Genomic DNA, 20,143 nt, shown 5'->3' with positions numbered 1-20,143 from the left:
ATAAAATTAATCACTTAACTATAATATACTAATTAATCTACATTATTCACAGTAGAAATAAAAGCAAAAGTAAATTGATATAGGGGGAGAAGCCAAGCTTCGCTAAGTACCCCAGGAGTATGAAATGCCAAAAAAAATCTCTCGTAGATTGCAAGAATTAAGAAAAAAAGTAGAAGAGCGACCTTATGAACCAAAAGAGGCACTCCAACTTTTAAAAGAAACAGCTACAGCCAAATTTCTAGAAGCTGCAGAAGCTCATGTTCGTTTAGGGATAGATCCTAAATACACAGATCAACAACTACGAACTACAGTAGCTTTACCAAAGGGAACAGGTCAAACTATCCGAATTGCCGTTATTGCCAAGGGTGAGAAAGTTAACGAAGCTCTAGCAGCAGGAGCAGACTTAGCAGGTTCAGAAGAGCTGATCGAACAAATTAGTAAAGGTATGATGGAATTTGACAGGTTAATCGCTACACCTGATGTGATGCCTCAAGTAGCTAAACTAGGACGTTTACTAGGACCGAGAGGTTTAATGCCATCTCCTAAAGGCGGTACTGTAACTTTTGACTTGACTAAGGCAATTGACGAATTTAAAGCAGGTAAGTTGGAGTTTAGGGCAGACCGAAGTGGTATTGTTCATGTTATGTTTGGTAAAACTTCCTTTTCAGTAGAAGATTTACTGATAAATTTAAAAGCTCTACAAGAGTGTATTGACCGTAACCGTCCTTCTGGAGCCAAGGGTCGCTATTGGCGTACTATATTTGTATCGGCAACGATGGGTCCTTCAATTGAAATTGATGTTAGCTCCCTACAGGATCTAAAATTAACTGAAGCAGCTTAATTTGAAAAGCTATCAGCACTCAGTAATTGCCGAAAAATTTAAGTTGAAAGTCTCGCCCATCTATTGGTTGGCTTTGCATGTTATAATAAGATGAGTTATTTACATGCCTTGTTTCATAAATTCTGTAGAAAAGAAGATTAGGTCGAAACTCCTTCAGTTGAGAGCATAACTTGGGAAGCTTTCAGGTTTCGGAGCAGTTCAAATCTGAATAGACAAATAAAGACCCACAAGAATTTTTGGTAAGTTGCGCTTGGGCATTCCGAGACTTTAAATGGACGGATCGACCAGACTAACCTACCTCTTTTGAGGGTAGCTGCAACAGTCTATTAGACATGAACCTAAATTAGATCTAAGAATCGGTTTTTTCCCTTTTCTAACAAGCCGGGGAGGATGTCAACAATTTAGTTAACTGTATAAGTCAGTTTGATGTCAATATAAAAAAGCTGAAAAATTTTCCAAAAAATTTCAAATTCAAGAGCTAAAGACAGCAGGTGCTAATAGCTTAATTTTCTGCCGAGGTTCAAGAATTAATTATTCAAAGATAACAATAGGGAGTTTTATTAAAGACCCTAATTTAATTGCTTGATTTGGATTTGATAATTCTTAGCCCTGGCAGATAGCTAAATCTGCTAGGGTTTTTGATTTGGGTATTGCTCAGAGGTAGGGTGAATATAAGTGGAGTAAGCATCCCTTTTGCTAAAGTCAGATGTCAGAAGTAATATGGCACTTCCGCTGCCCGTGAGGTATACACCTACGGACTAGATATTCTCACTAGTATGATTTTACCATTCACGCTTTGTACATCATTTGCCCAATCCAATGGTGTATTATACCTCTTTAAATACTTACACTTTGGTGGAAGAAAATCAAAAGCTTTTTTTCTAATTGTTACTTAATCTTATGAGCGGACATAATATCAAGAGTTAAATTGCCAGCACGGACTAAACTTGAGAGGTGCAAAAATGTCTTGAGGACTTTGTCCATGACTATACCCGTCTGAAAATATAATTAGCAGGCAAGATGTCCATTCTATAAAACTATTAAAATTATCCTGCATTTATGTAATGTCAATTTGTTAAGGAGGTGATAAAGATGGGCAAAAGTAAAAAACAAAAAGAGGAAATGTTAGCAGGTATCAAGCAAAACTTGAGTGAAAGTCAGCTAGCCTTGGTGATTAATTATCAAGGACTATCTGTTGCTGAGATTACAGACCTGCGTCGGCGACTAATACCTACAGGTAGTATTTGTTCAATTGCTAAAAATACTTTGATGGGAATTGCCGTTAAAGAAGATAGCAACTGGCAACCTATGGAAGACTTACTTGCAGGTTCTAATGCTTTCCTATTTTTGAAAAATGATATTGGTGGTGCTATTAAAGCATACCAAGACTTCCAAAAAGCCACCAAGAAAACTGAGTTTAAGGGTGGCGTCATGGAAGGGCGACTGCTGGATAAAGATCAAGTGAAAGCGATCGCTGATCTGCCATCTAAGGAAGAGTTACTTGCTCAAGTTGCTGGTGCTATTAATAATATAGCTACTAAGTTGGCTATTAGTCTGGATGCTGTACCTACCCAGCTTGCTACTGGTATTAATGAGGTTCCAGCTTCTGTAAACAGAGCAATTAAAGCTATCTCAGATAAAGAGCAACAAGGTGATGCTGCTTAATATAGCCCTACATGCAAGTCAGAAGGGGTAAATTCAAAAGTAATCTCTGATCAGTTTCAGGATTTATGAATATCTGCACCTAATATTTGACTGCTGTACAAATCAAATGATTTTTTTCACTGATATTTTATCAATTTTTAGATCTTAGTTCAGATCATAAATAGTCAAAATTATCACCAACAAAGCTACTGTAAACTAATAATACATAGGAGATTAATAATGTCTGCAAAAACTGACGAAATTCTTGAACAACTTAAGTCACTTTCTTTGCTAGAAGCATCGGAATTAGTTAAACAAATTGAAGACGCTTTTGGTGTTAGTGCTGCTGCTCCTGCTGGTGGTATGATGATGCCTATGGCTATGCCAGGAGCACCTGGTGCAGCAGCGGCGGAACCAGAGGAAGAGCAAACTGAGTTTGATGCAATTCTTACTGAATTTCCTTCAGACAAGAAAATTGCTATCTTAAAAGTAGTCCGTAGTATTACAGGCTTGGGTTTGAAAGAAGCAAAAGAGTTAGTAGAGTCTGTACCTAAGCCACTTAAGGAAGGAATTGCCAAGGAAGCTGCTGAAGATATCAAGAAGCAATTAGAAGAAGCAGGAGCTAAGGTAGAAATTAAATAGTTATCTTTGAGAAAATGTTAGTAAATAATATTTGCTTAAAAATTACATCATATTTCTAGACTTTTTTGTCAGAGCTTGTATCAAAGATACAGGCTCTTTTGTTTATAAGTTAACTATCTCACGGGGTGACAGGCACCTCAAAAGCCAAATTTCGGGTTAGCATATCTATTGTCTAATGGGGTGAGGGTTGTTTTATTAGCAGGTTGAGCAGGTCAGAACTGAGGTACGGATAAATGGCTTGGTCATCAGGTCTGGTGTAGTAAGAATTGTCCCCTGATTTTTTAGGCCTAGGTATGCCCAAAATCTTATCCATACATGAGCTTTAGCTATGAAACTTCTGGTACTTTTCGTGCCTTGTGCAAAATTTGGCTAAAGCATAATTGTGTCAATACTTTAGATATCTCGAAAAACGCTGATTTGGGAATGGCGGGGCAAGGGTTTGATAACCTTTTATGGAAAGGTCTTTTGAAAGTTAACTAGCCAGCCCTATTTAACAGAAGCGATCACTGAAATTACTGAAGATGATGGCTTTGCTTGGTTATATCATTGTGGTTTATTTATCTGAAAAGGGCTGTAAAGTAATGAGGGAGTATGATATTTTGGCTCACTGTAATGGTAATAGAGCAGTGGGTCAATCAACATAAGATTGGACGTGGAGAAGTATCTAAATAATATAGTTATTTTGAATAAGAATGAGACACTATTTGGTACAATAATTACGAAGAATTTCATCAAGAGATGTATTGATAGGTGAATAGATTCTAGCTCTTTTTAATGCACTAAAATCATGTTCTTAGTTATTTAAATCAGGAGAGTATTTTGGCAAAAATAGTAATTGATTACCCCCTGCTTCTACTAATTCTCTAATAACCTTTTTTCTATGAATTGCTTAATTCTCATAATTAGTATATTGGGAATTTTTAATGATGGTAATAAATGTTTATCTAACCATTGTTCAAATCCCACGGCATTTAGGGTTATTTTAAATATAATTGGTGCTATTAAATCTTTCCCAAAAATTATTTATCAATACTGAATTATACCAATGATAATAGATTTATATGATTAAGACTTACCCAGGCACATTACATAAACGCGTATCTTCTTAGTGAATTCAGCTCAATTCTACTTCCTGGTTTTTTAGCTCATACATACTATCTTTAATCTCAGTCCTGGTACTAGTAGTAATCAGAGAATAAATGCAGGTAAGATTTTGTTAATTTTTATTGAATAAATTCACTAAACAATGTAGTTGTTAAATAATAAGGCTTTGGTGAATTAAGGTATGATTTGAGTTCATAGCGATCGCTGTAAATATCTATAAGGAACTAGAACATCCCAAAATTGATATTTAATGAATCAGTAAGGGAATTGAATGCTTTAACTTCTCGGAATTATTTTGAGTAGCAAAGAGTCCTTCGATGTCATCTGGCAAGATATTGCCGAAGTCTAGTATTTTCTCCAACTACAATGGTCATATAGGTTTTGCTGATAATTTTATCCCTATCATTAATAGGCCTTGGCATATACTTTCCATCCATATGTGACTTAAAAATAACATTCCCATTTTTTAACTTGTTCCCATAAAGGATAAAATGTTTTTCCACTACAATTTCCAATAACCCATTCTAAAATTCCTTTTTTAAAATGATTTATTGCCGTTCATACCCAAATTTGGTTTTTTTTGAGCCTAATTATGTCTGTAATTCTTCTAGCTCTCTTACTTGAGGAGTTTTTTGAGGAGAGTAAGAACGTGGTAATAGTTTTCCTGCTTGTTTAATTGAGTTGATAATTGTAGTATGGTGTAGCTTTTTGACTCTTGATATTCCTCTTAAGCCCATAGCATTAACATACATTCTAAAGATTATGAAGAACATCCTCAAAACAGCGAAGCCTTCATTCATATTTCAATGATTCGTTTAATGCTCAAACGGTTAGCGATCGCTACTAATACTTCATAATTGTTTACAAACCGCTTCTTAATTCATAGTTCTCTATTCTAGATTTTGCTTCGCTCCGTTTTCAAAAGTCAAATCAAGCTAAAATAATAACTATAACTGACTCAAAGTTATTTTAGGAGATATAATTGTATGCTGCGTAAATTAACTGTTTTGTTTATATGCTTGACATTATGTTGGACAACCATCGCTTGTGGCAGCTCCAACACTAGCTCATCTCAAAACTCAAATCCCAATGTCTCATCTAATCAAAACCGTAACCAAGTAACTGAAGGAGAATATCCTGTACAGCAAGCAACCTATAACGATGCCAATGGGGAATATTCCCTGATGTTATTGAATACTCCTCCTGGTAAACCCCCAATTTATAACACTAAAGATTTGCAAATGGCAAGTTTAACTGATGAAGAAATTCAGGAAGGCAAGACTAATTATATTAACATTAATGGTAATCAAGCTAGTTTACATATTAAACCAGATTTTAAAATTGAATATGTACACAACGTAACCGAAACCCAAACTAACCCACAAACAGGTAGACAAGAAACAGTTATTGTGCGCCGTGAGTCTAACTTCTGGACACCTTTTGCAGGAGCAGTAGCAGGTCAAGTAGTTGGTGGAGCTATTAGTAGTATGTTGTTCACCCCTCAATATTATGTACCACCAGTTTATCAACCGGGTGGAGTAATGACTGGTTATGGTGGATATGGTAGCAACTACAACCAAGCTGTTAACCGTTATCAAGAACGTTATCAAGCTCCACCAGTGGCGGAGAAAAATCGTCAAATTTTACGTTCAACAGGTGTAACTAATTCCACTCGCAGCACCAAAACTCCTAAACAGCAACAAAATACAAATCGTTCTACAGGGAGTGGAGTTAGTGCCAGCGATCTGCGTCGTTCAGATACAGCAAAACCTCGTCAACAACCTCGTAGTTTTGGTAGTGGTGGGTCGTTCTCACCTTCACGTCGGAACAGTAGACGACGCCGATAAATTTATGAGATTTATCTGAATTATAGTTGTAAAAATTAATTAATAGAGTTGTTTGGTGTGGGAAAATTGAACATCATCAAAAGTTTACTCTATAAATTTTTCAGGATTTCAAATCTCAAAAGCACGCTTAAACCTGGACTCGTCTTTGGTTTAAGCACTTTTTTCCCTTGATTTCCAACAACTCTAATATTTTTTTGTGTTTATCATAGTTATCTGTTTTATGTATACTTTGTTCTGTACTTTCTACAATTAATTCTTGTTATATTAAAATTTATTGTATCCACAAATATTGCTCTTCTTTTTCTCGGAATTTTATCTACCCCTCTTGCCCTCCTACTACCAAGGGGATGGGGGTGGGGAGACAATAACTCTTGTAGTATATCTATCCAAAGCCTGAAAATATTATTTGCTGTTAACTCACTGATATCAAATGATATTTCTAGTATGAGTAAATGTAGGAATTTGACTTATATAGCATATAGTTAGGGTGATTTATTCCTCGACTTTTAAGCTGTTTTTGACCTCTTTTTACCTTGATTAATCTTTTTTATTGACTGGCTTTCACCTGTCTTTTTTTATTCAAATTTTTGAGCATTTTATATTAATTTTTTTAGTTTTTTATCTGTAATACCAAGAATTATTTTTGTTCTTTTTTTGTAGCTATAAATATATTCTAATACATTATTTATTATGAAATAAGTTATATATAATTTACTATTAAAATTTTACCTTAATTTGTATTTTAAATATTTCTAATCATGTTAATCAAAAAAAATGGCTGACTCATCAGTAATTTTAAGTAAAAATATCTGTTTTTTTGGAATAATAAAAAATGCTATAATATCCTATTGATAATTTATATAGTATCTGATTATTTAATTATAACAAAAATGTTTTTATATTTCAACAGAGTATCTCTTTTTCCCTAATACTTACTTTCTGTACCCATATTTTTATTATTTCTCTCCGTTTTTATATTTACTTATTTTATACAAAAATGGTATTAATTAACTGGCAATACTTAATAGAAGATATTAATTTTAAACATCAAAAATGCCAAGATTACCATAAGAATTCTATAGCTTATGCTTATTCTTTAGGTCAATTATTATTAGAAACTAAATCTTTATTTTCTCCTACTGAATGGCAATCGTGGCTACAAAATAATTGCCATTTATCGGAAAACTGTACAGAAACTTATTTACAAATAGCTAAAAGTTGGCCTAGTTTCCGGAGACAATTAGATACTTACAGAAAAGTTGATTTATCTGCTATTGAGGATAAATCCCAAATGCAATTTTTTACCTCTAAATCAAAAGATAATTTACTAGAGAAGCTAGGGAAGGAAGTTAACAAAAATATTCCGTCATTGGATAATACTAATGATTTTACCACTTGTCCTCCCAAGTCTGAAGAATATAAAAGTTCTACAATAATTAATTTGTATATTCCTGGGAAAATAGTTCCTAAAGCACGTCCACGAGTTACTGCTAATGGTACTTATTTACCATCTCGGTATCGTATCTGGAGAAATCAGGCAGAAGTAGAAATCTACCGTCAAGTTTCTAAACTTAATTTAGAGGTAAGTTTGCCAATTCAAAGAGCAGCTATTTCTATTAGTTTTTGTGGGAAACATCGCACTAATTCTGATTTAGATAATTTAGCAGGAGCTTGTCTTGATGCTTTAACATTAAATGGTGCGGGTGTACTTCAAGACGATCGCTTAAGTTGTATTCCTAAGCTTAATATTGAATATATTCCTCATATTAAAAAAATAGGAGTTTGGATTGAAATTAAAATACTTTCTTAATTAGAATATGAAATACAATGTAGCACGGGGTTCTGATCTTGGCTACATTGCGTTTTTAGGACTTATGCAGAAAACGGATATATCAAGGAAGTTTATTGGTTTGAATCACAATAAAAAACCAGGGGAACAAACCTCCTTGTTTAGATGGGTAAGCCCTGGCTTTATTCAACAGAAAAAGTTGATTTTCCCTTGTCAGCTTCCAAACTATCACCAATTTTTTCCCCATCGTGAAAAGCAGCTAAAATTACATCGCAAGTTTTTCCCCAGTTAATTGTACCACCAGCATCAATACCGATAGCTCCCAAATCTCTTTTATGTTCATGGGCCTCAGCAAATGAACGCTCAAAAGCTGCCTTAATAGAAAAACCATCCGTTACCCTAATCACAATTTTTGCAGCCAAACACTCATCAATAATATCTTCTCCAATACCAGTACAACTTACTGCAGCACTATCAGTAGCATAATTTCCCGCAGGCATCGCCGAGTCACTAACCCGACCAATTTTTTCAAAACCTTTCCCACCAGTAGACGTACCTGCAGCTAATCTACCCTCTTTATCCAAAGCTACTACACCAATAGTGCCAGTACCTGGAGATACTGTAACCACGTTTGCCATTTTTCTATTAAAATTTTGTTTGCGGTCTTCAAGCCATTCATTTAATCGTTTATCTGTCAGAGGATTGTAAACTGGCATTTGTAATTCCCGCACAAATTCAGCCGCCCCACTATCTGATAATACGCGATCAGGGGATTCTTGCAATGCTCTGGCTAAATCAATGGGATTTTTAATCCTGGAGACATTGATCACCCCACTAAACCGATGATTTAAACCATCCATCAGCGAAGCACTCATCCGAATTTGTCCATCAGATTGGAGCACTGAACCGGTGCCAGCATTAAAAATTGGGTCATCTTCTAACATTTGGCAACCACGTATAACTATATCTAGAGCAGCGGTATCACCTAGAAGTAGGTTATATAATTCATCTACTATTCGATGTAAAGATTTCCGAACAATTTCTAATCCTCCTTTTTCGTCAAGGGAACTACCAGCACCACCATGAATAATAAGTTTTGGCTGCATTTTCTTGTATTAACTACAGAATAACTTAGTTGAGATATAATATTAAGTAAGTCTCGTTTTTTTGTCAATCTTGACCAATAAATAAGTTCTACCTGTTTTTTTCTAGGAGATAAAAAAGGAAATTTCGGCGTCTTTCCTCCTACTTAATTAGGAGGTGCTAATAACGGAGATGACTTATGTCGCCGACATCTTTCGGAACAATATTTCACTTCATCCCAACAATTGGCCCATTTTTTTCGCCAGCTAAAAGGGCGGTTACATACAGGACATATTTTTGTTGGTAAGTTAGATTTAGACTTAGTCTTTCCCATAGTACCACACCTATTCTATATTTATTAGTTATTATACCTAAAAAATTATATTTTTAATTTTTATAATTTTATATTAATTTATAAATAGAATCTATTCCCTAAAAAGGGATATATACAGCAGAGTAGATATTTTGCTACCTGCCTGTGATTCATTTTATTGGCTACTTTTGTAGGTAGCCTAGAGGAAATTTTATGTAATTTAGAGATACAGCGCTTTCCTTGGCTGGTGAGGTACACCTATGTAAGCAATATACGAGTAATACATGATTTTTACTATTTAGATTGTGCCTTATCTGCCCGAAATATGCTGTATGTCTATTAAGTAGGTACACAAAATTCATTACACATTTATACAAGCTGAATTGTTTGCCTTCTAAAAATTCTAGAAAATTAGAATGGGTAAATAATTTTGTTCAAGTATTTATAGGTACCTCCACAAAATTATTGATAAAAGTGATGTTTCTACAAGGATTGGATTTCAGTTTAATAAAATCTGTAATTCTCAAGTATTAACCTGCTTACCCCAAAGCTAAGTTATATTATTTACCTATTCTTACTTTGTTTATAGTTTCTTTCTTCTAACTTCAAAAATGACTTTTCGTAGAAATCTATTTACTCATCTTTTTCCATATATATTATTATTTATAATAACGGCGATCGCTCTCTACATTACTAAACCAGTCTCTCTACAAATTCGCTGGAATGATGAAACACTTTACTATACTGTAGCTCAAAATATTGTCCGTCATTTTGATTTTAATAGTAATCATTATTTGGCTAGTAGTATTATTCAAAAAGGCTATCCAACTAAGGATACTCATCTCCCTGGTTATCCCATCATATTGGCCTTTGGTTTTTTGATTGGTGGAATTAATGAGGCTACACCATTTTTTGTTAATTATCTACTCCTTATTTTGACGATTTTTTTAATTTTTACAGTTGGCAGATTAATTGCGAATCAATGGGTGGGCTTTGGGGCTAGTTTGATTTATTTGGTTTATCCTTATACTTTAGTTTTGACTCATTCAGTCATGACAGAAATATCGGCTGCCGCTGTTATTATGGTAGTTGTTGCTATTTTGTTTCTACAAAAAGAAAGTTTTTTAAAAGGGCTATTTTTAGGTTTAGCAATAGCTTTAGCATATTTAATTAAACCATTTTTATTGACTTTGTTTATTACCAGTACTACTCTTTTGTGGATTGAGAAAAGTAAACATTACAAAAAAACTTTATTAAGCTTACTTTTTTCTTTTGGATTACTGTTTGTTACTGTTTTAATTCCCCTTTCTCAAAATCAAGAAATTTATCCCTATGCAGCAACGAGAATTTTATCCCAATCTAATTTGACTGATATGCTGAGAATGATCTGGGAAAACTTTCTATTTAATTGTACTCTCGTAATTAATTTTAAAAGGTTTCCAGTCTATGGAACAATTACTATTTCAATGTTTCTGTTATGGAGTATTACTTTAGCTGTACTAGCAACAGCAAGTCATCAAAAAAAATTACAAAAATGGGAAAAATATACACATTTATGTGTTTTTAGTTTAATTAATTTTATGTCAGCTTTACTAGCATTTTTATTACTTTATCAATATATTAATGCAACAAGAGGGTTATCAGTTTTTTCTCCATTAATGGCAATTTTATCTGTGACTAGTTTGTGGCTATTGATACCACAATTAAAAATCCAAAAAGTAGTAGCTAGTGGATTAGGAATTTGTCTTTGTTTAAGTTATTCAAACTTTGTGACTTTTCACAAACTAAAAAATCTCCAACGGCGACAGTATCAACGTTTATATACTTATAGTTCACGGTTGGAAAAAGTAATATTAAAATTATCAATTCAACCACAAGTAGTTATGTCTAATAAAAACTTTTATTTAGCGATCGCTAATTATCCGACTCAAGTTATTTGGCAATTACCTCAAACATTACAAGAGCTACAGCAAGTTGACAAAGAAGTAAGTATAGATCTAATAGAGTTAAAAGATTCTGATCCAATATTTCAAGAAAATTTGCAAGTTTATGGTAATATCAATCTATTAGATAACCGTTATATTTTGCAATACCAAAATCAGGGTTTTTATTACTATTTACAAAAACATAAACTATAGATTAACTATAGAAAAAAAAGCTTTATATAATCTGAAAAATATTATTAAATCAGGGTTTTAATGATATCAGCATAGAAGAAAAAAAATAACATTTTTGATGAAAATTATAATTATTTTTCTTGCTGGTATAGCCAAGCTAAACCGTATGTTCAATGATTGTTAAATTAAGTAGAAATTCTCAATTTTCTATAAGTTAATTAATTCTTTTTAATGATCAGGTTAAAATTTTGAGTATAAATAAATATTATTTACATTAATCGAGATTTTAATTACCTTTAATAAGGATACTTTTTCTGAGGATTAAATTAATCATATCTGTGACAACTTCAACTAAATATTCCCCAGGAATAACCCACAATTAACCATACATATAACAATCCTATCTGAAAAGCGAAAGAGATGGGTGGCTAGAAATTACTTATACTGAAGAAAGAAACCAAAAGTAACAGTGCTTAGAGTTATTTTTCCAAAAACTAGTAATTTTTTATAAATGATTTAGAATTGCTATATCTACCCAAAAATTTCTATATATTTATTACCTTCATATTTAATTCTTTCAGTATTAATTATGAATAATGCTCAAATTCATCGAAAATTTTCGATGACCCGCTTGCTATCGTAATTGAAAAAATCAAATCAAAGCATCAATTGGTCGTCAAAATGAAAAAGCTTTTTCACCTGCTTAAGGATGTCGGCGGTATTTCCAATTTTTTTGACCAAAGTAGGATTTTGTTCTGCCCTTTCTTCGGTACTTAGTATAAAACAATACGGTTTAGATCATACTAATTTCAATTACTTAAAAATAACTTTTATATAAGAATTTGGATTTTCAGCTACCCAACCTAAAGGAGAATTATATCTAATTTCAAAATGTAGATGAGCTTCTTCAAAATCAGGCTCTCCTGTTTGGCCAACTGTTCCTAAAAGTTCTGTCTGTAGAATTTTTTGACCAGTTTTAACCTGAATAGAATCTAAATGAGCATAACGAGTTTGTTTACCAGAGGCGTGATTAATAACTACTAAATTTCCATAATTACTTTGTTTCCCGGCAAATGCTACAGTTCCCTCTCCTACTGAAAAAACTGATGTTCCACTATCAGCAATTAAGTCTAAACCACTATGAAAAACTACTCGATTTTTAATTGGATGTAACAACCAACCATAACCTAAAATTACCCTAGCTTCAAAAGGTAAAGGATAACCTGTTAATGAAGATATTTCTGGGGGTCTTTTTCCTCCTGGAGACCAATTTACCCCTGGTAAAAAAACTATTTCTGGTGTTTGTTGGTTTGGTGTTTCTGGACAACCATTGACTTCATATAAAGTGTCAGCCCGAATATTATAATTTTCTGCAACATTTTTCCAGGTTTTACCAACAGGTACTTTTATAGCGATACCGTTATAGGGGGGAATAATAATTTCAGTACCTACGGTTACTTGTCCTCGCTGTAGGAGACGATTAAATGCTAATAAGGTTGAGGGAATGAGGTTGTACTGTTGGGCAATTGTTTTAATGCTCTCTCCGGAAGCAATGGTATGGCGCTGAAGGCGAGATAAAGCGGGTGGCGGACAAACTTCTTTTCCTTCTTGTGTAATAGAATAAGTAGGAATTTTTATCCTTTCAGATTGAGCATTAACTTGGATTACTAACAGTGGATTAATTAAGCATAATAATGTAGTTAAAAGCCAAAAGTAAAATTGATAAATCATAGATAATAAAACTCTATAAATATACTATAGTAATCCTAAATGATTTTGAATATAAATGAGGTATTATGGAAAAGTACAATTCTTTAGTATACCTGATTTTACTAAATATGATACTTTCTCTAATATCATAATAGATTGGTATATCAAGTACATTTTTTAGGACAAAAGGCTAAATTAGATTGTTTGAATAAATTTTCCGACTCTGATTATTTTAAACACAATAATTAGGGAAATGGGGTAAGTAAAGAGAAAGGTACGTTTACATAAGGAGAAAATATAGCTGGGAGTTCTATAATAATCTTGAAAAAATAAAAAATTTAAAGAAATATAGAAGAGTATTTAAAAATAAAAAAATACTAATAAAAAAAGTTTTTCGGTATGATTTTAAGACGAAAGTGGATTGGATTTAAGAGTAATCAAAAATTGTTTATTGGTATAATCAAGGGCTAAGGAAAAAAGTAAGAATAGATTGAATAAAACCGAGAGTAAATGCAATGTTTGGAGACGATGTTTAAAATTATTAAAGATTCATAGATTTTTTGAAAATCAGCAATAGCAAAAGTTTTGATGAAGTGTTAAAAATATTTAATTAAGAGATAATAAATGAATGGATAAAAGCTGATGATAAAAGAGAGTAAATTGCCAAAAAGGAGCCAAAATAGTAATTATTTTAGCTCTAGATTATTTTAAATTGAAAGCAGAATATATTAATAAAATTGAAACATAAATTCTAAATATCTATTTAGAGTATTTGTCTAAATATAGTCCAGGTTATGACATAATTGAATTGGTATGGCATTTAGTAAATTAGCGATCGCTACTCCACACCCCGAAATCAATTATTCAATCCAGTTTATATACTACAAAATATAGTATATAAAAGCCAGAAAATTTGAGTAAGTATTTAGACTTAAGAAAAAAATCTTAAACAATCACTTTATTATATGGCAATTAGTTACATTTTATGGTAAAAAAAATCAATATGTTTACACAAAGAGACTAATTTAAATACAATTTTTATTATTCTATAAATTACATTTTCAAAAAATTTTGACTAGAACTAAAATCCAAACTTGAAAAATTTTAGTTTGGTTAATTACTGTCCGAAAAAATATCAAAATAGGGCATGTTAGCTGCTTATTTTCCTCTGCCCTTTAAATATGAAAGTCGTCGCTGTCACATTCAACAGTTGTTAGCATTATATTCTTTAGTTTAACTTTTGTTTTGGTTCCCCATCATGGAGAAAGGAGCATTGCACAATAACGAATGATTAAGGGGATAGAGGAATTTGCTGTTCTTTCAAATAAAATATCAAGAAGGGAATTGACTTGCATAATACCAAGGGTGGAAAAAGAATGTTACAAATAACGAAAGCGATCGCATAATATTAGAAATCTATGTCTGGAGTACTAAAAATTAATATTACAGAGTCAGAAGAAGTGCTAAAAAAGTTGTTGTTGGACCAAAAAACAGCCAAACATAGAGAAAGAGTTTTAGAATTTGGTTAATTAGACATTGCAAGTAATGGTTGACGGCCGCTAACTGAAAATAACTTAGAAAATATTCTGCAAAAGTTTCAAATATCAAATACTAGCCTTAATTTTCAGTGGTTACAAATTTTAGGAAATGGACTACTGGCATTCGGTAAATTGGAGTTATCTGAAAAGGTATTAGAAGCAAGTTATAAGTGGGCAAATTCTAATAATACTAAAGCTCAATTGTTGATTAATTTAGGTAATAATCTACTTTATCAAGCCAAAAATATTGCTAATATTGAGGCTAATATTTGACTCTCCACCGATGATCAAAAACTTAAAACCCTAGTTAATCAAAATTTATCTAATTATCAAGAAGCTGTAAATATTTATACTGACAAATTAGTTCAAATTCAAAAAACTATTAATAATCTTAGTTTGCTACTAAAATTTACTAAATAAATTGGTGATTTAGATACTGATGTTCTATTTCACATTAATACTTTACCAAAAATCATTAATTCTTTAAATCAAATTATTCTCACTCCTAAATCAATTCTAGCCAGAACTAAATTAGCAGAAGTTTTTATCAATATTGTTGACCCCGATATTGAGGAAATTAAAGATAAATTAGCTTTTGTTTAATCTCAGATAATATTACTAAATTAACTTTGACTAACGAGTTATTAAAACGGAAAATTGAACAAGCAAAAGATATTAATAATTACCGTTTAGAAGCTTACAAAATTCGCGCATAGGCAAGATTTAATGTCAAAAAATAAACTATATAAAAAACACTTAAATTGACAAATAAAGAATTTTTGAATGCCCAAAAAGTATCTAATTATGATATTTTTCATCAATTTCAATAACAATTAGGATATATTTTCATTGAACAAGAAAATTATTCATAAGCACTCTTAGCTGACAAATATGCTTTTAATAATCTCTAAGTTTTACGACGGGATTTAGTAGCATTAAATCGAGATATTCAGTTTAACTTTCGTGATAGTATTGAACCTTTGTATAGAAATTTTCTAGACTTATTACTTCAACCTGAACTCGATTCAAATAAACCCAATGTGGCAAATATTAGAGTTGCTGTTGAAGTAATTGAATCTCTAAAATTGGCAGAATTAGATAATTTTTTCCAAGATGCTTGTGTGAATGCTCAGGATATTAATATTGATAAAATTTATCAGAGCGCAGCTATTATTTATCCAATCTTATTCAAGGATAGATTAAGTGTGATTCTTAAATTGTCTGGCACTGATGATTTTCGTTATGCTACCGTAAGTGAGAGTGACTTTCAAGCTAAATTTGAGGAAAACCTTTCAGACTCAGGTTTGATATTACACTTAGTCCTCGAAAACCAAAGCTAATAAGTGAAATCAAATCCCAGTCAAATCAACTTTATAATTGGTTCATTAAACCTTTTGAGGGATATTTGGAAATAGATCTAAAACATGATGCGAGTTAAATAAAAACCCTAGTTTTTGTCTGGGAAGGAAAACTCAGAAATATTCCTATATCCGTTTTATATGATAGTGAACGGGAAAGATATGTAGTGGAACGATACGCGATCGCTGTAGCTCCCAGTTTGAAATTGCTTGATCCCAAACCCTTATTAAAAAAGGAAGTACGAGTATTAACTGCTGGAATAGGTAAAGAAGCACCAAGTTATAGAGGAAAGGCTATGATAGTTTACCTAACGTTGAACAGAAACTAGAGGCTATCAATGATACAATGCGACAGTCTGAGGAATTAGTAGATGAAAAATTCACAAAAATTACAATTTAAGACAAAATTAATTCTCAGCCCTTTAACATTCTCCATATTGCAACTCACGGATAATTTAGTTTTAATTCCTATCAAACTTATATTTTAGCATGGGATCAACCTATTAATGTTAAAGATTTCAATCAACTGCTCCAGAGTGATAATTTGCAGCGATCGGATCGAGCTATAGAGTTATTAAGTTTAAGTGCTTGTCAGACAGCAATTGGGGATCAAGGAGCAGCATTGGGTTTGGCTGGAGTTGCAGTTCGGGAAGGAGCTATTAGTATTTTAGGGAGTTTATGGAGTGTAAATGATACCTCGACAGCATAATTAATGAAACAATTTTATGAACAATTATTGGAGTTGCAGTCTGATAGTTCACAGCAGTCTAATAGTTGATAACTGAGAAAGGCAGAAGCACTATGTCAAGTTCAAATTAAATTTATTAAAGGAGAGATTAAATTAAATTCAGAGGAATACAAGAAACCTTATTATTGATCACCATTTGTTATTGTTGGTAATTAGTTATAATAATGCAGGTAAAAGGCGATACTTTTATGCCATAATATTCTACTAAACAACGATAGGAAGTTATATCTTAGAAGTTTTTCATAAATAATTTTCAAACTTAACTTTCTATTTCCCAGGGTTTCAAATAAGCTGAAGAAATCCTACTATAAATTTCAGTTAAGCAAATTAAAATTAGTAGAAAATTTCTCTCTCTTACTATTTGTAACTTCTGACTTTTTAATTTAACTTTTTAGTTGATCAATTTTCTCTAATTGTGAGTCTATTCTTTACTTGATATTTTACTCCTATCATCAGAAAACTCCAACATAAAATAATTATTTTTATTTGGTTGTGAAAATTTTTAGGTAATTTAACTATAAGAGCTAATTTATTAAGTAAATCTTAAGAAACTGCCAAGTTATTGATAGAAAAGTTTATATAAAGTTAAGAATGTCAAATTAAACTTAATTTACCTTTTTGAGGATAGATATTTTTTTCAACTTCTGTTAGGATTATTTAGTTTTGCTGGTATCCAATGGCAAAAAGGGGAAAAAGAATGAAACACCAATTAGCCACTGTTGGAAGTTTGACAACTGCCTTAGTCTTAGGGACTATAATTCTGCCATCCCAGGGACAAACCTGTTATGGATATGGAGCTGAGAGGGCAAATTATGAAACTACAAACTTTAGGATCAATATTTGCGAAACTGGCCAAGGTGAGTATATATTCATTAGATATCCCCAAAACGGAACTGAGCAAGATTGGTTGATTGTTAGTAATGCTATCAAAAGAGATACTTCTTGGGCAGCTTATGACCCAGTACAAGGGAATGAACATATTATTGGCCCAGACAAATATCATGTATATTCAAGAATACAGAATAGCTTCACAGAACCTGTAATTAATTACCAGGCAAAGGGAAGAATTAAGTCAAAAATTTGTTATGTTTTAAGACCAAATGGACTATATATTTTTGAGGCACGTAACTCGGCAAGTCGTAAACTTGGGGTAGTAGAAAATGGTCAAAGAATAGAAGTTACAGGAAACGAAGAAATTGGTAGTGGGACTCAAAGATTTATAGAATTAACAAGTCCATATCAAGGATATATAGTTTCTAGAGATAGTAATAGGATATATATTTCAGATTGTTCTCCTATTTTATAATTTTATTTATAATTTTAATTGCAGGAAAAACAGGATAGAAAAAAAGTATAAATGTTTTAATTTTATTAGGTTTAATGAGTATTATCTCATCAGTAATATCGACAATAGGGTATTTTGCTTTCCAATGCTCGGGACTACCCAAAAAAGTATCTATTGCGATTAATATTACTTTGGGATTAATTTCTTTAGCTATCTCTGTCATGTGGATCGTAGATTGTCCTTTCCACACTCCAACCTTAATAATAACTTTAGGCTTGACTTCAGATATAATTTGAGCAAACACCTTATATCTGCTATTCCAACCTTATAAATCTTCTGGATATTGTTGAAAATCAAAGCCATTGTAAGGGTTTTATGAAAATATTTGAGAAATTAAGTGATTATAGCTAGCTGAAGTTTTAATTGAGTTTTATCTCATGTTTTTGATTTTTTATAGTATCATTAAAGAGTTAAATAAAGAGTTTTTTTATTGGTTTTTTTAAAGTACAGTAATAGGAAATTGTAAAACTATAACACTGAAAATGTTAATCAATTATTTAACTGATAGTCTTATGCATTTTTTTCAAGCATAATACCAAATAAAGTTATTTTATACTAAATACAAAAATTATTTTTAGGCAATGAATCAATACTATGCAAAAGTTGCTAAAGGGTTAGAAACTATTGCTGCTCAAGAATTAGAAAATTTAGGAGCTCAAAATATATCTCCAGAATTTACAGGGGTAAGTTTTACTGGAGATAAGACTTTACTTTATCGGGTTAATCTCTGGGCTAGAACTATTTTTAGAGTCTTAGTTCCTATTGCACAAGTTAGGTGTGTTAACCGAGAAGTTTTATATAAAGAAGTCAAAAAAATTCCTTGGCAGCAATATATATCTCCTAAAAATACATTGGCAGTTCACTGTACGGGAACTAATGAGAAATTAAAGCATACTCATTATACTGCTCTGCAAATAAAGGATGCTATTACTGAGCAACAAATAGAAAAATTTCGCTATAGATCAAATATTGATACTAAAAATCCTGAGATATTAATTAATGGTCATATTGAACATAATAATTGTATCCTTAGTTTAGATAGTTCTGGTAGTAGTTTACATCAGCGTGGCTATCGGTTGGCAATGGGATTTGCTCCTCTAAAAGAAACTTTAGCAGCAGCTTTATTGGAGATGGCAGAATACTCTCCAGAATTGCCTTTTTTAGATCCTTTATGTGGTTCTGGAACTTTACCTTTAGAAGCAAGTTTAAAAGCATTAAATATTGCACCTGGATTGTTGAAAAATAATTTTTCTTTTATGAATTGGCGTGATTTTGATAAGTCGATTTGGCAAGATTTATTGACAGAAGCTAAGAATAGTCAATTGACTGAATTAAAATCAATAATTGTGGGAAGCGATCGAAATCCGGAGGTACTTTCTCAAGCTCGTAATAATGCTAAAAAATGTGCTGTTTTAGATAAAATTAAGTTTATCCAAACAGATATATCTAATTTAGAATCTCCCGCTGAAAAAGGAATAATTATTTGTAATCCTCCTTATGGAGAGCGTTTAGGAGAAGTGGAAGAATTGGGTAAATTTTATAAAATGTTGGGGGATATTTTTAAACAACGTTTTACTGGTTGGACGGCTTTTATTTTGACAGGAAATAAGCAGTTATCTAAACAGGTGGGGTTAAGAACTTCTGGGAGAATACCTGTTTATAATGGTCCGATTTCTTGTACACTATTAAAGTATGAATTATATTAATATAAAGAAATTATAGGGCAGAAGGCAGAAATAAAAAAAAGGTTAAAGTTGAGAAATTTTAATTATCTAAACAGGATATATAAACAGGAAAAAAATGCAAAAATAATCGCTGTATAGGAAATTAAAAATATACTTTTGATGATTAAATTTTCTATTATAAAAACACGTATAAAAAAAATATGTCTTAGTAATTTATAACGTTTGCTTGATAATAAAAAATGGTTTTTACCTAAAGGAAGCAGACAAAAATAAGTCGTTTAAAACAAAAAAAAGCTTACTTAATAATTGATTTTTGTTATCTTGGTATTTTAGAATTTATGGCAATTAGTATAATATCAGATATCCTGACTTTAGATCA

The 20,143-nt window shown here is 31.9% G+C and carries 17 protein-coding genes, 3 pseudogenes and 1 other annotated feature; of the genes and pseudogenes, 14 read left to right on the top strand and 6 right to left on the bottom strand.

All coding sequences use genetic code 11. The annotated features are described in order from the left end of the window. The first annotated feature begins 124 nt into the window (after nt 1-124). From rplA to TERY_RS34320, 4 genes are all read left to right on the top strand, one after another. Nucleotides 125-841: a 50S ribosomal protein L1 gene (gene rplA / locus TERY_RS01205; protein ID WP_011610143.1), complete on the top strand. Its 717-nt coding sequence runs from the start codon at nt 125-127 to the stop codon at nt 839-841. Nucleotides 842-1,301: 460 nt separating this feature from the next. After that, nucleotides 1,302-1,491 (top strand) — a sequence feature (ribosomal protein L10 leader region). Between the two features lie 442 nt (nt 1,492-1,933). Further along, nucleotides 1,934-2,506, top strand: a complete 573-nt coding sequence (gene rplJ / locus TERY_RS01200; RefSeq protein ID WP_011610142.1) for a 50S ribosomal protein L10 — start codon at nt 1,934-1,936, stop codon at nt 2,504-2,506. Nucleotides 2,507-2,725: 219 nt separating this feature from the next. Next, nucleotides 2,726-3,127, top strand: a complete 402-nt coding sequence (gene rplL, locus TERY_RS01195; protein ID WP_011610141.1) for a 50S ribosomal protein L7/L12 — start codon at nt 2,726-2,728, stop codon at nt 3,125-3,127. A gap of 315 nt (nt 3,128-3,442) precedes the next feature. After that, complete coding sequence (locus TERY_RS34320; RefSeq protein ID WP_196797187.1) at nt 3,443-3,607, top strand: hypothetical protein; 165 nt, start codon at nt 3,443-3,445, stop codon at nt 3,605-3,607. A gap of 220 nt (nt 3,608-3,827) precedes the next feature. On the opposite strand, the pseudogene TERY_RS35925 reads toward TERY_RS34320, so the two are convergent. Both TERY_RS35925 and TERY_RS35920 read right to left on the bottom strand, forming a co-directional pair. Beyond that, nucleotides 3,828-4,138 (bottom strand): annotated as a pseudogene (locus tag TERY_RS35925) (transposase); the annotation flags it as partial. Between the two features lie 285 nt (nt 4,139-4,423). Further along, nucleotides 4,424-4,986 (bottom strand): annotated as a pseudogene (locus TERY_RS35920) (IS1 family transposase); the annotation flags it as partial. Between the two features lie 231 nt (nt 4,987-5,217). Between TERY_RS35920 and TERY_RS01180 the strand changes: the two are divergent. After that, nucleotides 5,218-6,078, top strand: coding sequence for a hypothetical protein (locus TERY_RS01180; protein ID WP_011610140.1), 861 nt, complete (start codon nt 5,218-5,220; stop codon nt 6,076-6,078). Between the two features lie 997 nt (nt 6,079-7,075). Beyond that, nucleotides 7,076-7,888, top strand: coding sequence for a RusA family crossover junction endodeoxyribonuclease (locus TERY_RS01175; protein ID WP_011610139.1), 813 nt, complete (start codon nt 7,076-7,078; stop codon nt 7,886-7,888). Nucleotides 7,889-8,049: 161 nt separating this feature from the next. Here the strand turns inward: TERY_RS01175 and TERY_RS01170 are convergent, their stop codons facing one another. Both TERY_RS01170 and TERY_RS26910 read right to left on the bottom strand, forming a co-directional pair. Then, nucleotides 8,050-8,973 carry an isoaspartyl peptidase/L-asparaginase gene (locus tag TERY_RS01170; protein ID WP_011610138.1) on the bottom strand — a complete coding sequence of 308 codons (924 nt, stop codon included), beginning with the start codon at nt 8,971-8,973 and terminating at the stop codon, nt 8,050-8,052. A 143-nt stretch (nt 8,974-9,116) separates the two neighbouring features. Continuing rightward, entirely contained in the window at nt 9,117-9,284 is a 168-nt protein-coding gene (locus TERY_RS26910) for a DUF2256 domain-containing protein (protein ID WP_011610137.1), read from the bottom strand. A gap of 590 nt (nt 9,285-9,874) precedes the next feature. Between TERY_RS26910 and TERY_RS01165 the strand changes: the two genes are divergently transcribed. Beyond that, nucleotides 9,875-11,401 (top strand): glycosyltransferase family 39 protein, encoded by a 1,527-nt coding sequence (locus TERY_RS01165; RefSeq protein ID WP_011610136.1) that lies wholly within the window; start codon nt 9,875-9,877, stop codon nt 11,399-11,401. A 792-nt stretch (nt 11,402-12,193) separates the two neighbouring features. On the opposite strand, the gene TERY_RS01160 is transcribed toward TERY_RS01165, so the two are convergent. After that, nucleotides 12,194-13,111 carry a peptidoglycan DD-metalloendopeptidase family protein gene (locus TERY_RS01160; RefSeq protein WP_011610135.1) on the bottom strand — a complete coding sequence of 306 codons (918 nt, stop codon included), beginning with the start codon at nt 13,109-13,111 and terminating at the stop codon, nt 12,194-12,196. Nucleotides 13,112-14,760: 1,649 nt separating this feature from the next. On the opposite strand from TERY_RS01160, the gene TERY_RS31980 reads away from it, so the two are divergent. The 6 genes and pseudogenes from TERY_RS31980 to TERY_RS01150 all read left to right on the top strand — a co-directional run bounded on the left by TERY_RS31980 (nt 14,761) and on the right by TERY_RS01150 (nt 18,040). After that, nucleotides 14,761-14,901 carry a hypothetical protein gene (locus TERY_RS31980; protein ID WP_011610134.1) on the top strand — a complete coding sequence of 47 codons (141 nt, stop codon included), beginning with the start codon at nt 14,761-14,763 and terminating at the stop codon, nt 14,899-14,901. A gap of 767 nt (nt 14,902-15,668) precedes the next feature. Beyond that, nucleotides 15,669-15,968 (top strand): hypothetical protein, encoded by a 300-nt coding sequence (locus tag TERY_RS24605; protein ID WP_155994213.1) that lies wholly within the window; start codon nt 15,669-15,671, stop codon nt 15,966-15,968. 98 nt (nt 15,969-16,066) lie between these two features. Beyond that, nucleotides 16,067-16,147 (top strand): annotated as a pseudogene (locus tag TERY_RS35915) (hypothetical protein); the annotation flags it as partial. A 6-nt stretch (nt 16,148-16,153) separates the two neighbouring features. Further along, nucleotides 16,154-16,315 carry a hypothetical protein gene (locus tag TERY_RS26905; RefSeq protein ID WP_370496384.1) on the top strand — a complete coding sequence of 54 codons (162 nt, stop codon included), beginning with the start codon at nt 16,154-16,156 and terminating at the stop codon, nt 16,313-16,315. Nucleotides 16,316-16,530: 215 nt separating this feature from the next. Further along, on the top strand, nt 16,531-16,695 hold the full coding sequence (locus tag TERY_RS26900; RefSeq protein WP_196797186.1) for a CHAT domain-containing protein: 165 nt from the start codon (nt 16,531-16,533) through the stop codon (nt 16,693-16,695). 736 nt (nt 16,696-17,431) lie between these two features. After that, the gene (locus TERY_RS01150) at nt 17,432-18,040 is read left to right on the top strand and encodes a hypothetical protein (RefSeq protein WP_011610133.1); all 609 of its coding nucleotides are present in this window, start codon (nt 17,432-17,434) and stop codon (nt 18,038-18,040) included. Here TERY_RS01150 and TERY_RS01145 read toward each other — a convergent pair. Continuing rightward, nucleotides 18,030-18,323: a CmcI family methyltransferase gene (locus TERY_RS01145; protein ID WP_011610132.1), complete on the bottom strand. Its 294-nt coding sequence runs from the start codon at nt 18,321-18,323 to the stop codon at nt 18,030-18,032. The two genes, TERY_RS01150 and TERY_RS01145, sit on opposite strands and share 11 nt — an antisense overlap. Nucleotides 18,324-18,660: 337 nt before the next feature. Here TERY_RS01145 and TERY_RS01140 point away from each other — a divergent pair, with 337 nt between their 5' ends. Beyond that, nucleotides 18,661-19,785 (top strand): THUMP domain-containing protein, encoded by a 1,125-nt coding sequence (locus TERY_RS01140; RefSeq protein WP_011610131.1) that lies wholly within the window; start codon nt 18,661-18,663, stop codon nt 19,783-19,785. The last annotated feature ends 358 nt before the right edge of the window (nt 19,786-20,143 follow it).

This window comes from Trichodesmium erythraeum IMS101 (assembly GCF_000014265.1).
In the GTDB taxonomy this organism is placed as follows: domain Bacteria; phylum Cyanobacteriota; class Cyanobacteriia; order Cyanobacteriales; family Microcoleaceae; genus Trichodesmium; species Trichodesmium erythraeum.
The sequence above is the reverse complement of the archived record's forward strand: the minus strand, read 5'-3'. Positions and strand labels throughout refer to the sequence as shown.